13 protein-coding genes are annotated in these 13,068 nt (G+C 66.4%); 6 read left to right on the forward strand and 7 right to left on the reverse strand.

Annotation, left to right across the window (positions count from 1 at the left end; genetic code table 11):
- Positions 1–3: 3 nt before the first annotated feature.
- The 3 genes from ACN9MV_RS30780 to xylF form a co-directional block, all read right to left on the reverse strand.
- Positions 4–801, reverse strand: a complete 798-nt coding sequence (locus ACN9MV_RS30780) for an ATP-binding cassette domain-containing protein (protein ID WP_258352400.1) — start codon at positions 799–801, stop codon at positions 4–6.
- Position 802: 1 nt separating this feature from the next.
- The gene (locus tag ACN9MV_RS30785; protein WP_093076134.1) at positions 803–1,993 is read right to left on the reverse strand and encodes a sugar ABC transporter permease; all 1,191 of its coding nucleotides are present in this window, start codon (positions 1,991–1,993) and stop codon (positions 803–805) included.
- A 119-nt stretch (positions 1,994–2,112) separates the two neighbouring features.
- Complete coding sequence (gene xylF, locus ACN9MV_RS30790; protein ID WP_093059354.1) at positions 2,113–3,135, reverse strand: D-xylose ABC transporter substrate-binding protein; 1,023 nt, start codon at positions 3,133–3,135, stop codon at positions 2,113–2,115.
- A gap of 264 nt (positions 3,136–3,399) precedes the next feature.
- Here xylF and ACN9MV_RS30795 point away from each other — a divergent pair, with 264 nt between their 5' ends.
- Positions 3,400–3,675, forward strand: a complete 276-nt coding sequence (locus tag ACN9MV_RS30795; RefSeq protein ID WP_093059356.1) for a hypothetical protein — start codon at positions 3,400–3,402, stop codon at positions 3,673–3,675.
- Positions 3,676–3,712: 37 nt separating this feature from the next.
- Here ACN9MV_RS30795 and ACN9MV_RS30800 read toward each other — a convergent pair whose 3' ends face one another.
- Together ACN9MV_RS30800 and ACN9MV_RS30805 are read right to left on the reverse strand one after the other, a co-directional pair.
- A complete protein-coding gene (locus ACN9MV_RS30800) occupies positions 3,713–4,213 on the reverse strand; it encodes a ferritin-like domain-containing protein (RefSeq protein ID WP_093059428.1) in 501 nt (166 codons plus the stop codon).
- Positions 4,214–4,676: 463 nt separating this feature from the next.
- On the reverse strand, positions 4,677–5,441 hold the full coding sequence (locus ACN9MV_RS30805; protein WP_426390718.1) for an SDR family oxidoreductase: 765 nt from the start codon (positions 5,439–5,441) through the stop codon (positions 4,677–4,679).
- Positions 5,442–5,575: 134 nt separating this feature from the next.
- Here ACN9MV_RS30805 and ACN9MV_RS30810 point away from each other — a divergent pair, with 134 nt between their 5' ends.
- Both ACN9MV_RS30810 and ACN9MV_RS30815 read left to right on the forward strand, forming a co-directional pair.
- Positions 5,576–6,502, forward strand: coding sequence for a LysR family transcriptional regulator (locus tag ACN9MV_RS30810; protein WP_097197706.1), 927 nt, complete (start codon positions 5,576–5,578; stop codon positions 6,500–6,502).
- Between the two features lie 78 nt (positions 6,503–6,580).
- On the forward strand, positions 6,581–7,606 hold the full coding sequence (locus ACN9MV_RS30815) for a Bug family tripartite tricarboxylate transporter substrate binding protein (protein ID WP_426390719.1): 1,026 nt from the start codon (positions 6,581–6,583) through the stop codon (positions 7,604–7,606).
- 6 nt (positions 7,607–7,612) lie between these two features.
- On the opposite strand, the gene ACN9MV_RS30820 is transcribed toward ACN9MV_RS30815, so the two are convergent.
- A complete protein-coding gene (locus ACN9MV_RS30820; RefSeq protein WP_093059364.1) occupies positions 7,613–7,936 on the reverse strand; it encodes a DUF1840 domain-containing protein in 324 nt (107 codons plus the stop codon).
- 11 nt (positions 7,937–7,947) lie between these two features.
- The gene (locus ACN9MV_RS30825; protein WP_258352362.1) at positions 7,948–9,216 is read right to left on the reverse strand and encodes an SAM-dependent methyltransferase; all 1,269 of its coding nucleotides are present in this window, start codon (positions 9,214–9,216) and stop codon (positions 7,948–7,950) included.
- Between the two features lie 131 nt (positions 9,217–9,347).
- Between ACN9MV_RS30825 and ACN9MV_RS30830 the strand changes: the two genes are divergently transcribed.
- From ACN9MV_RS30830 to ACN9MV_RS30840, 3 genes are read left to right on the forward strand one after another with little or no spacing between them, the layout of a single operon-like run.
- Positions 9,348–11,732: a bifunctional salicylyl-CoA 5-hydroxylase/oxidoreductase gene (locus ACN9MV_RS30830; RefSeq protein ID WP_426390720.1), complete on the forward strand. Its 2,385-nt coding sequence runs from the start codon at positions 9,348–9,350 to the stop codon at positions 11,730–11,732.
- A 1-nt stretch (position 11,733) separates the two neighbouring features.
- The gene (locus ACN9MV_RS30835; protein ID WP_093059368.1) at positions 11,734–12,213 is read left to right on the forward strand and encodes a MarR family winged helix-turn-helix transcriptional regulator; all 480 of its coding nucleotides are present in this window, start codon (positions 11,734–11,736) and stop codon (positions 12,211–12,213) included.
- Positions 12,210–13,064 carry an enoyl-CoA hydratase family protein gene (locus tag ACN9MV_RS30840; protein ID WP_093076145.1) on the forward strand — a complete coding sequence of 285 codons (855 nt, stop codon included), beginning with the start codon at positions 12,210–12,212 and terminating at the stop codon, positions 13,062–13,064. The genes ACN9MV_RS30835 and ACN9MV_RS30840 overlap by 4 nt, the downstream gene beginning before the upstream one ends.
- The last annotated feature ends 4 nt before the right edge of the window (positions 13,065–13,068 follow it).

The following is a 13,068-nucleotide window of genomic DNA, read 5'->3' on the forward strand; positions in this document are numbered from 1 at the left end:
ACATCAGGCGAGCGCGGCAGTGTCGGCGTGATGGGCCTGCTCCTTGCCCTCGGGCCGCTTGCCGGCAATGATCATCCCGAGCACTTCGTCTTCGGTCACGTCGGCGGTACGGTAGGTACCGACCAGCTTGCCGTTCTTCATCACCGCGAGGCGGTCGCTCAACGAAAACACGTCGGGCATGTCGTGCGTGATGAGGAAGATGCCCACGCCATCGGCCTTGAGCTGCTTCACGAGGCCGCCGACCATCGCGGTTTCTTCAGGGCCGAGCGCCGCGCAGGGCTCGTCCATGATGAGGATGCGCGCGTTGAAGTACAGCGCACGCGAGATCGCCACCACCTGCCGTTGCCCGCCCGAGAGCCTGCGCACCGGCACGCGGATGTTGGTGAAGTTCTTGTTGAGGCGGTGGAACACCTTGCGCGCCTGCACTTCCATGAAGTGATCGTCGAGCGTGCGCCACGGGGTCATCTTCTCGCGGCCGAGAAAGAGGTTCGACACGGAGTCGAGGTTGTCGGCCAGCGCGAGGGTCTGGTAGATGGTCTCGATGCCCTGGCCCTGCGCTTCGGCGGGCGTGCGGATGTTGACCTTCTCGCCCGCGATCAGCGTGTCGCCGGAGTCGATGGGGTAGGCGCCCGCGAGCATCTTCATCAGCGTGGACTTGCCGGCGCCGTTGTGGCCCAGCAGCGCGACCACTTCGCCGGGGTAGAGGTTGACGCTCACGCCGTCCACGGCCTTGACGCCGCCGAATGCCTTGCGAATTTCGCGCAGTTCCACCAGGGGTTTGGAGGTGTCGATGTCTGCCATTTCAGTTCTCCCCAAACTTGCGGCGATACAGCACGTCGAACACCACAGCCACGATCAGCACCTGCCCGATGATGACCATGCGCTTGCCGATGGGCACGTCGAGCAGCAGCATGCCGCTGTCGAGCGACTGCATGATGAGCGCGCCCAGGACCGACCCGAAGATCGAGCCGCTGCCGCCCGCGAGCGCCGTGCCGCCGATGACGGCCGCCGCGATCACGTACAGCTCCATGCCCGTGCCCAGCGAGTTGGTGCCCGCATTGAGCCGCGCAATCGACACGATGGCCGCAATGGTGACCAGCACCGCCAGCAGCGCGAACAGCATCAGCGTGACGCGCTTGACCGGAATACCCACCAGCGCTGCCGCGTCGGGGTTGCCGCCCATCGCGAACACATAGCGCCCGAAGCGCGTGCGGTGCACGATGAACGACAGCACGATCGCCACCACCGCCCAGATCAGCACCGGAATCGGAATGCCCTGCGGCTCGCTCTTCGACGAGATCTGGTAGTTGTTCATGACCCATGCGAAGGCGATCACCACCGCCACCGGCACCGCGGTGATCAGCACGTCGAGCCACAGCGCCTCGGTCGGCATGTCGTAGCGCTGGCGCGCGCGGCGCTTTTGCAGCATGCGCCCGAACAGCACCAGCGCCACGATGGCAGCGAGCACCCAGCTCGCGGTGACGCCGATGCCGCCGTCGTAGCCGCCGCCCAGGCGCTGGAAGAATTCGTCGTTCACCGGCTGCGTCTTGCCGTCGGCCACCAGGAAGGCCGCGCCGCGAAACGACATGAGGCCGCCCAGCGTGACCACGAACGACGGCACGCCGAGCACCGCCGTGAGCCAACCCTGGTAGATGGACACCAGCAGCGCCACCGCGAGCCCCGCGAGGCAGGCCGTGGGCCACGACCAGCCCGAGGTGTATTGCAGGTACGCGATCAGCACGCCGACGAAGCCCATCACCGAGCCGACCGACAGGTCGATGTGGCGCGCCACGATGACCAGCACCATCACGGTCGACACGATGCCGACCACGGCCGTCTGCTGCGCGACGTTGTAGAGATTTTCGGGCGACAGAAACACGCCGCCCGACATGACGCTGAACACCACGGCCATCACGGCCAGCAGCACGCACATCAATATCAGCCGCAGGTCGATGCCCGTGCGGCGCCACCAGCCCGGTGTTGGATTGCTCATTCTTGAAACCCCCAGGGACTACAGGTGCGCAACCTGCCCTGGCCGGGCCCGTGATGGGCCAGCCCGAGGCGGCAGCGTTGCGCGGATGGACGCGCGACCGGCGCGTCCGTTGCTACGGCTTACTTGCAGGCGGCGGGCGCGCTCGCACCCGAGGCGCCCTTGCAAAGCTCGTCCTTCTTGATCCAGCCGGCCTTGACGACCACGTCGAGGTTGTCGCGCGTGATCGGCACCGGCGTCAGCAGGCGCGAGGACAGCGAGATCTTCTTGGCGCCGCCGGCCCATGGCGCGGCCTTGTCTACCGGCTTGCCGGCGGCCAGCGCCACGGCGGCGGTGGCGGCTTCGCGGCCGAGTTCGCGCGAGTCCTTCCAGATGGTGGCGGTCTGCGTGCCCAGCGCGATGCGGTTGAGCGCTGCGAAGTCGGCGTCCTGGCCCGACACCGGAATGCCGCGGATGCCCTTGGCCGTGAGCGCAGCCACCGCGCCGCCGGCCGTGCCGTCGTTGGCCGCGACCACCGCGTCGACCTTGTTGCCGTTCTTGGTGAGGATCTGCTCCATGTTCTTCTGCGCGACCTCGGGCTTCCAGCCTTCGGTGTATTCGTCGCCGACGATCTTGATGTCGCCCTTCTTGACGGCGGCGTCGAGCACTTCCTGCTGGCCTGCGCGCAGGAAGTCGGCGTTCGGGTCGCTCGGCGAGCCCTTGATGATCACGTAGTTGCCCTTGGGCTTGACCTTGAAGACTTCGCGCGCCTCCATGCGGCCGACCTCGACGTTGTCGAAGGTGATGTAGAAGACGCCGGGCGCCTCGATCAGCCGGTCGTACGCCACCACGGGCACCTTCTGGCGCGTGGCCTTGGTGACTGCGGGCAGGATGGCGTCCTTGTCCATCGCCAGCACGATGAGCGCCTTGGCGCCCTTGGACATCAGGCCCTCGATGTCACCGAGCTGCTTCTCGGGCGAGCCGCCCGCATCGGCACTGATGTACTTGGCGCCGAGCTTCTCCAGTTGGGCCTTGATGGCGGCCTCGTCGGTCTTCCAGCGTTCTTCCTGGAAGTTCGACCAGCTCACGCCGACCACGGTCTGCGCCATCGCGCCCACGGCCGTAAGACCGAAGGCCATGGCGGCCAGGGTGTGTTTCAGTTGCATCGATGTCTCTCCAATGTTGGTGCGCCCCGCAGGGATCAGCCGTGTAAGAAATTAGTTAGTTTGAAGGGCGAACTAACTATCCCATCGCGGCGGGGCTCTGGGCATCCGGGAATTCCCGGAGCGCATTGCGACCCTTGTCGCGGGATGCGGTCCTACGTTGCGGGCGTGTGCGGCCCGGTATCTTTCGCATCCCTCCCGCTTGGCGGGAGACCATATTCCGAACGCTCTCCCGACCTTTGTCGCCGATGAACAAGGAGACAAGAAATGCTCACAGACATGCTCATGCTCAGGCAGATTGCCGCCACGCGGCTACCCATGGTGATGTCCTCGCGCAAGGACATCGATGAAGTCCTGAAACTGCGTGCAGCCGGACTGGTGCTCGCGCTGGTGCCCTCGGCCGCGGACATCGCGAAGATGCCGGGCCTGCGCGTGGTGCAAGTGTTGGCGGTCACGCAGAAGGGTTTCGAGGCGCTGCAATGCGTGCGCTATCCGGGCGAAGGCGCGCGCGAAAAAGGCCGGGAGGTCCCGGCCTTTTCGTGAGGCGCCGCGAGATCGGCGCGAATCCGATCAGCGCGAGTTACTCACGCGCACGCGCGGCGTTGCGCAGGTCGCGGATCTGGTCGTGGTTGCGCTGCGCGCCTTCGGCCTGCATCGCGATCACGCCGCGCACGTCGGCAGGCAGGTTCTGCTTCATCGCCTTGCGATAGCGTGCAACCGCCGCGTCTTCGCCGCGCTCGCACGACTCCAGGATCGAAAGCTCGCTGTTCGCGCCCAGCGATCCCTTCACGTGCACCCAGCCGCGGTGCAATGCGCCGCTGGTGGTGCCGCCGGAGGCCGGTGTGCCGCCGTAGGTGGTGACGAGCGCGATCAGTTCGGCACCGGCCTTCCTGCATTGCTCGGCGCGGCTGGCAAACAGCTGCTTCGCCGCGGGGTCCTTCACTTCTTCGGCGCAGGCGCGAAAGCCGTATTCGCCGTCGCGCGAGTTTTCGAGCAGGTCGTTGAGCACGTCCACGACCTCGTCGTTGGCGAGGATAGGGCCTGTGTTCAGGGTGTCTGTGGTTGCTTCGGTGTATGCCATGTCGGGGTCCTTTCGTTGCCCGTCTGTGCGACGGGCCGGGTCTGCGGGGTTCAGCCTTGCCTCTGCTTTCATTGATTGCTCTGGCGGCTGAGCGAAGACCCATGGTTGAAAGATCGACGGCGCCGCCGCGTCGTCACATCGGGCGATCCTGCGTAGGCGAAGGACGACCCGCTCCGGTGTCTTCACTGCGTGCAGACGCTGAGCGCAGACGCGCGGGAAAACTCTGGGGAAAGTTTTGGCACAAGGAGCCGGTTGTCCACAGCCGGCCCGATCGCCCTTAAGTTGTTCCTCTTTCGAGGCAGCCCCGAAAGCAGAGGTGCGCACAGTGAAGCAGGCAGCACAAGTCGTTGTCAGCCATGGAAAAAAGCGCAGTTTCCACAGCAGGGGTTTACCCTTATCTATTACTACTATCTTTAATAAGAGAAATAAGTAGAGAAGAAGGGACCGGCCTGGCGAGCAACAGTCAGGCCGCGAAGCCGCCGTCGATGTTCAGGCTGGCACCGGTCACGAACGCCGCTTCGGGGCTGGCCAGGTAGCCGACCATGCCGGCGATTTCTTCCGGATGGGCATGGCGGGCCAGTGCCATCAGGCCGTGCATGGCGGCAGCGTTGGGGCCGTCGACCGGGTTCATGTCGGTGTTGACCGGGCCGGGCTGCACGTTGTTGACCGTGATGCCGCGCGGGCCGAGGTCGCGCGACAGGCCCTGGACCATGCCGACCAGCGCCGACTTGCTCATCGCATAGGCGCTGCCGCCCGGCCAGGGCATGCGCTCGGCGTTGGTGCTGCCGATGTTGATGATGCGGCCGCCTTCGCCCATGTGGCGCGAGGCCGCCTTGGCCGCGACGAACACGGCGCGCACGTTGACGTTCAGCGTCTTGTCGAAATCTTCGAGCGAGAAGTCGTCTAGGGTGCCACCGAGGAACACACCGGCGTTGTTCACGAGGATGTCGATCTTGCCGAAGGCGCGGGCCGCTTCGTCGATGCCGGCGGTGAGCGCGGCAGCGTCGGCGCTGTCGATCTTCAGCGCGAGGGCGCGGCCGCCTTCGGACTGGATGCTGCGCACCAGTTCGTCGGCCGGGGCGGCCGAACTGGCGTAGCTGAAGGCCACGGCGGCGCCGTCGCGCACCAGGCGCCGCACGATGGCGGCGCCGATGCCGCGCGAACCGCCGGTGACGAAGGCGACCTTGCCGGCCAGGACGGCGGAAGAAGAAGCAGTGCTGGAAGTCATGATTTTTCCGATCAGTTGAAGGAGGACGGGAGAAAGAAGACCTTCAGTGTCGGCATTTCATTCCCTCGGCGGTAGCCATCAATTGGCGCAATCAAATTCAACCCAAAGTTGAAGATAAACACGAAAATGCGGCCATGGAACCGCTCAATCACCTCGAATCCTTCGTGCAGAGCGCGGAGGGTGGCAGCTTCTCGGCGGCCGCCCGGCGCCTTGGGCTGACGCCGGCCGCGGTCAGCAAGAACGTGGCGCGGCTCGAGGCGCGGCTGGGCGTGCGGCTGTTCCAGCGCAGCACGCGCAGCCTCACGCTGACCGAGGGCGGCGAGCGCTTCCTGGCGCAGATCGGCCCCGCGCTGGCCACGCTGCAGGAGGCCGTGGCCGGCATCGACACCGACGACGGTCAGCCCGCCGGCACGCTGAAGGTGAGCATGGGCCAGGCCTTCGGGCGCGAGCACGTGCTGCCGCTGATGGGCGACTTTCTCGCGCGCTACCCGGCCATCCTGCCGGACTGGCATTTCGACAACCAGCAGGTCGACCTGGTCGGCGAGGGCTTCGATGCGGCCATCGGCGGCGGCATCGAGCTGTCGGCCGGGCTGGTGGCGCGGGAGCTGGCGCGCATCCACGTGGTGGCGGTGGCGTCGCCGCGCTACATGGAGGGGCGCAAGCGGCCGCGGCACCCCTCGGATCTGGCGGAACTCGACACCCTGCTGCGCCGCTCCTCGCCCACGGGGCGGCTGCGCAGCTGGACGCTGCGGCAGGCACGCGGAGAGGAGGTCACGGTCGATCTGCCCCGGCCGCGCGCGATCTTCAACGACCCCGAAGCCATCGCGCATGCCGCACTGATGGGGCTGGGTGTGGCGATGCTGCCGATGCCCTTCGTGGAACGCGGGCTGCGCAGCGGCGAGCTGCTGCGGCTGCTGCCCGAATGGCACCAGGACGCGGGCGCAGTGTGGCTCTACTACCCGAGCAAGAAGCTGCTGCCGCCGAAGACGCGCGTGTTCATCGACTTCGTGCTGGAGCGTTTTCGCAACGAGCGGTTTGCGCAGCGCATGCAGGTCGCCTGAGCCGACTGTGCGTCGACCCACCGGCTCACGGGGTTTTCACCCGCGACGCCCGTGGCGCGCACCTGTACAAACGCGCGCATGACTTCTTCTTTCCCTCTCTTCAAGCCCAGTCGCCGCACCGCGCTGGCCGCATCCGTAGCCACCGCCCTGACCCTGATGGCCGCCCCTTCGTGGGCACAAGGCACCTGGCCGACCAAGCCGGTGCGCATCGTCGTGCCGTTTGCGGCCGGCGGCACCACCGACATCCTGGCGCGCGCCGTGGCGCCCGAGCTGTCGAAGGCCTTCGGCCAGCAGTTCATCGTGGACAACCGTGCGGGCGCGGGCGGCAACGTGGGCGCCGAGGTCGTGGCGCGCGCGCCGAACGACGGCTACACGCTGCTGATGGGCACGGTGGGCACGCACGGCATCAACCGCGCGCTGTACCCCAAGCTGCCCTTCGACCCGATCAAGGACTTCGCGCCCATCACGCTGGTGGCCGCCGTGCCGAACGTGATGGAGATGAACGCCGACAAGGCCAAGACGCTGAACATCCGCAACGTGCAGGACTTCATCAAGTACGCCAAGGCCAACCCGGGCAAGCTGAACATGGCGTCGAGCGGCAGCGGCACGTCGATCCATCTCGCGGGCGAGCTGTTCAAGAGCATGACGGGCACGTTCATGGCGCACATCCCGTACAAGGGCTCGGGCCCGGCGCTGCTGGACATGGTGGGCGGTAACGCCGACGTGATGTTCGACAACCTGCCCTCGTCGATGGCGCAGATCAAGGCAGGCAAGCTCACGGCCCTGGCCGTGACGAGCGCGCAGCGTTCGCCTGCCCTGCCGGACATTCCGACGGTGGAAGAAGTGGGGGGCCCGTCGCTCAAGGGCTTCGAGGCGAGCTCGTGGTTCGGGCTGCTGGCACCGGCCGGCACTTCGCCCGAAATCGTGAACCGGATTCAGCAGGAAGTGGCCAAGTCGCTGGGCACGCCGGCCATCAAGGAAAAGATGCTCGCGCAGGGCGCGATTCCGAGCGGGAATTCACCCGCCGACTTCACGAAGCTCATTGCGAGCGAGCACGTGAAGTGGGCGAAGGTCGTCAAAGACTCAGGCGCGAAAGTCGACTGACGGAGCTCAGGTCTTCCAGGTCACGTCTTTCTTCTCGGCCAGCGAATCCTTGAGCATGTGAAGCAGGGGGATTGCACGCTGGTGCAGCCCGACATGCTGCTTCTCGGCCTCGTTGGCGTGGCCTTCGACGGCGTAGTCGTCGTTGTTGTGGGCGTTGGAGCCCTCGCGCGCCAGCGCGGCTTCGATGGCCGCGATGGCGCCGGGGATCTGCTCGACCGTGATGATGCCCTGCGGGGCCGCCGACTTGCCGACGATGTCCAGCAACTGGCGCGCATGCACTTCGAGCATCACGAAGTCGGGGGAGGCTCGGGACTGGAATCGATAGAGCATGGTGTTTTCACTCACTTGTAGATGTAGTCACGGGCAAAAGGGTACACCGATTGCGCGCCGCGCAAAACGCCGTGCTCGACCTTGCCGTCGGGCCTGGTGGACAGCATCTGGTGCAGCGAGATCCAGCCCTGCTCGAAGCTCATGGCCGAGCCCGCGAGGTAGAGGCGATAGGCCCGCAGCACGCGCTCGGCGTTCTCGGCCTGGCGGCCGCCGTTGCGCTGCAGCACCTCGCGCGCGGTGTCGAGCTGCGCCTCGAGTGCATCCGACCAGGCCCAGAGCGTGCGCGCATAGTGCGGGCGCAGGCTCTCGGTGTCGACCATCTCCAGGCCGGCCGCGGCCGTTTCGCGCAGCACGTGCGTCACGTGCAGCAGTTCGCCGCCGGGGAAGATGTATTTCTCGATGAAGTCGCCCATGCCGGCGCCCAGCTGGCGGTAGTTGAGCTCGCCCGAGGTGATGCCGTGGTTCATCACCAGGCCGCCCGGCTTCAGCAGCGAATGGATCTTGCGGAAGTAGGTCGGCATGTTGGCCGCACCCACGTGCTCGAACATGCCCACCGACGAGATCTTGTCGAAGGGCTGGTCGACCGACAGCTCGCGGTAGTCGCGCAGTTCGACGCGCACGCGGCCCTGCAGGCCCTTTTCCTCGATGAGCCGCTGCACGTAGGCATGCTGGTTCTTCGACAGCGTGATGCCGGTGGCGTCCACGCCGTAGTGCTCGGCCGCCCACAGCAGCAGCGCGCCCCAGCCGGAGCCGATGTCGAGATAGCGCTCGCCCGGCTGCAGCATGAGCTTGCGGCAGATGTGGTCGAGCTTGGCCTCCTGCGCCTGCGCCAGCGTGAGGTCGGGCGTGCGGAAGTAGGCGCATGAATACACGCGGCGCGGGTCCAGCCACAGCGCGTAGAAGTCGTCGGAGACGTCGTAGTGGAACTCGATCTGGGCCGCGTCCTTGCGCAGCGAGTGCGAGCCATGGGACTTTGCCCGGTGCTGCAGGCGGCTCCACCAACCGGTGTCGGTTTCGGCCGGGTTGCCGGGCAGCATGCCGACGGTGGCGTCGATCAGGTCGCGCATGGCGCCCTCGATCTGCACCTTGCCCTCGACATACGCCTCGCCGATGGCCCCCACCTGTCGGGCCGCCAGCTTGGCGAGCACCGTCCACTCCTTGAAGGCCAGGGTGACGCGGGCTCCCGCCTGGGCAACGCGCCGGCCATCTGGCAGCTCCAGCGCGATGGGGACAGGCAGCGAAGCCAGCTGCGACTCGATCTTGGGTATCAAGTTTTGCATGGGGCCCATGGTATTGATTTTTCCAAGTTTTTGCATGACTACCCGTGTCAGCGGCGGCCGCGAGCGACACGCCGGGCGCCCGGTGCGAATCGGGATTGACATGAGATTGTTTATGTCTAAACTATTGAACCATGAACAGCATCAGCCCGCTCAAATCCGCTCCCGCTTCGGACCTCCAGCGCATCCTGTGCATTGGCGGGGGGCCGGCGGGTCTCTATTTCGCCCTGCTGATGAAGGCGCGCAACCCGGCGCTGCAAATCACCGTGGTGGAGCGCAACCGCCCCTTCGACACCTTCGGCTGGGGCGTGGTGCTGAGCGACCAGACGCTGGGCAACCTGCGCGCGGCCGACGCCGACACCGCGGCGCTCATCGGCAATGAGTTCCATCACTGGGACGACATCCAGGTCTTCTTCAAAGGCCGCCAGGTGCGCTCGGGAGGCCACGGTTTCTGCGGCATCGGCCGCAAGCGGCTGCTGAACATCCTGCAGGAGCGCTGCCTCGCGCTTGGCGTCGATCTGGTGTTCGAGACCGACGCCACCGACGACCAGGCCATTGCCGCGCAGTACAAGGCCGACTTGGTCATTGCCAGCGACGGCCTCAACAGCCGCATCCGCCAGCGCTACGCCGACGTGTTCAAGCCCGACGTCGATCTGCGCAACTGCCGCTTCGTCTGGCTGGGCACGCACCAGACCTTCGACGCCTTCACCTTCGCCTTCGAACAGACCGAGCACGGCTGGTTCCAGGCGCATGCCTACCAGTTCGACGACAAGACATCGACCTTCATCGTCGAGACACCCGAGGCCGTTTGGAAGGCCCATGGCCTCGACCAGATGGAGCAGCCCGAGGCCATCGCCTTCTGCGAGAAGCTGTTCGCCAAATACCTGGGCGGCCATTCGCTGATCAGCAATGCCACGCACCTGCGCGGCTCGGCCAACTGGATCCGCTTTCCGCGCGTGGTGTGCGAGCGCTGGACGCACCGCATCGACGTCGAAGGCCGCTCGGTGCCCGTGGTGCTGATGGGCGACGCCGCGCACACGGCGCACTTCTCCATCGGCTCGGGCACCAAGCTCGCGCTGGAAGACGCGATAGACCTGGCCAACGAATTCGCGCAGGGCGGCACGGTCGACCATGTGCTCGAAGGCTACGAAGCGCGCCGCAGCGTCGAGGTACTGAAGATCCAGAACGCCGCGCGCAACTCCACCGAGTGGTTCGAGAACGTGCCGCGCTACACCGGCATGCAGATCGAGCAGTTCGCCTATTCGCTGCTCACGCGCTCGCAGCGCATCAGCCACGAGAACCTGCGCGTGCGCGACACGCAATGGCTCGGCGGCTACGAGCAATGGCTTGCGGGCGGCAAGGCGATGGCGCCGATGCTCATGCCCTACAAGGTGCGCGGGCTCACGCTGAAGAACCGCATCCTGGTGTCGCCGATGGCCACCTACAGCGCGGTCGATGGCGTGCCGCAAGACTTTCTGCTCGTGCACCTGGGCGCACGTGCTCTCGGCGGCGCCGCCATGGTGTTCGTCGAAATGACGAGCCCGACGCCCGAAGGCCGTATCACGCCGGCCTGCACGGGCCTGTACAACGACACGCAGCAGGCAGCGTTCAAGCGCATCGTCGATTTCGTGCACACGCAGTCGAGCGCAAAGATCGCCATGCAGCTCGGCCACAGCGGCCCCAAGGGCTCCACCCGCGTGGGCTGGGAAGGCACCGACGAACCGCTCGAAAGCGGCAACTGGCCGCTGCTGGCTGCGAGCGCGCTGCCCTACGGCGAACAGAACCAGCTGCCCGCCGCCATCACGCGGGCCGAGATGGACACGCTGCGCGACCAGTTCGTCGCCTCCACCCGTCGCGCCGTCGAATGCGGCTTCGACTGGCTCGAACTGCACTGCGCGCACGGCTACCTGTTGTCGGCCTTCATCAGCCCGCTCACGAACCTGCGCACCGACGAATACGGCGGCGACATCGAAGCCCGCTGCCGCTATCCGCTCGAAGTGTTCCGCGCCATGCGCGCCGTGTGGCCAGCGGACAAGCCCATGAGCGTGCGCATCTCCGCGCACGACTGGGCGCCCGGCGGCAACACCGATGCCGACGCGATCGTGATCGCGCGCCTCTTCAAGAAAGCCGGCGCCGACTTCATCGACGTGTCTTCCGGCCAGACCACGCGCGACGCGAAGCCGGTGTACGGCCGCATGTACCAGACGCCGTTCTCGGACCGCATCCGCAACGAGGTCGGCATCTCGACCATCGCGGTCGGCGCCATCACCGACGCCGACCAGGCCAACAGCATCATCGCCGCCGGCCGCGCCGACCTGTGCGCCGTCGCGCGTCCGCACCTGGCCGACCCGGCGTGGACGCTGCACGAAGCCGCCAAGCTGCAGAGCCGCGACGTCGACTGGCCCAAGCAATACCTGAGCGGACGCGACCAGATGTACCGCGAGATCGCCAAGCAGCAACAGCTCGCAGCGGCAGCGAATGCCGCGATGGCCGCCCAGAGCGGCGAGGAGACGCACTGACATGGACCTCGAAGCGCGCGCGCACAGCGAACACCCCGAAGCACTGCGGCTCTGGCTGCGGCTGCTCACCTGCACCCAGCTGATCGAGAAGCAGGTGCGCAACGAACTGCGCTCGCAGTTCGCCACCACGCTGCCGCGCTTCGACCTGATGTCGCAGCTCGAACGCTCGCCCGACGGTCTCAAGATGAACGAGCTCTCGCGCCGCATGATGGTGACGGGCGGCAACGTGACCGGCATCACCGACCAGCTCGTGACCGAAGGGCTGGTCGAGCGCATCAACGTCGAGGGCGACCGCCGCGCCTGGCGCGTGCGCCTCACGCCGCGCGGGCGCAAGCTCTTCAACGAAATGGCGCAGCAGCACGAAGACTGGATCGTCGAAGCCTTCGCGGGCCTCAGCGGCAAGGAGATCTCCCAGCTCCACAAGCTGCTCGGCAAGGTCAAGGAACACTCACACAACCAATTGATAGTGGAGACCGAATGAAGCACTACATCGGCGCAGGCAACCCCATGCGCGCGCAATTCGAAGCGAAGGCAGCCTACAAGGCCGAGCACTTCGCATGGAGCTACGAGGCCGGCGTCGGCACCGTCACGCTGAACCGGCCGGAGCGCAAGAACCCGCTCACGTTCGACTCGTACGCCGAGTTGCGTGACCTGTTCCGCGCGCTGAACTACGCGACCGACGTGAAGGCGATCGTCGTGACCGGCGCGGGCGGCAACTTCTGCTCTGGCGGCGACGTGCACGAGATCATCGGCCCGCTGACCGGCATGCGTATGCCCGAGCTGCTGGAGTTCACGCGCATGACGGGTGACCTGGTGAAGGCGATCCGTGCGTGCCCGCAGCCCATCGTCGGAGCCATCGACGGTGTGTGTGCCGGCGCCGGCGCAATGATCGCTCTGGCCTGCGATCTGCGCTACGGATCGCCCGCCACGCGCACTGCATTCCTCTTCACGCGGGTGGGTCTTGCCGGTGCGGACATGGGCGCCTGCGCGCTGCTGCCGCGCGTGATCGGCCAGGGCCGCGCATCGGAGCTGCTGTTCACAGGCCGCGCGATGACGGCGCAGGAAGGCCACGCCTGGGGCTTCTTCAACGCACTGCATGAAAGCGATGCGCTGCTCGAAGCAGCCACGAAGGTTGCGCGCGAGCTGGCCGAAGGCCCGAGCTTCGCGCACGGCATGACGAAGACCATGCTGTCGCAGGAATGGTCAATGACCATCGACCAGGCCATCGAGGCCGAAGCGCAGGCACAAGCCATCTGCATGCAGACGGAAGACTTCAAGCGCGCGTACGAAGCCTTCGCGGCCAAGCGCAAGCCGGTGTTCGGCGGAGACTGACGCG

This window comes from Variovorax sp. R-27 (assembly GCF_049913215.1).
In the GTDB taxonomy this organism is placed as follows: Bacteria; Pseudomonadota; Gammaproteobacteria; order Burkholderiales; family Burkholderiaceae_C; genus Variovorax.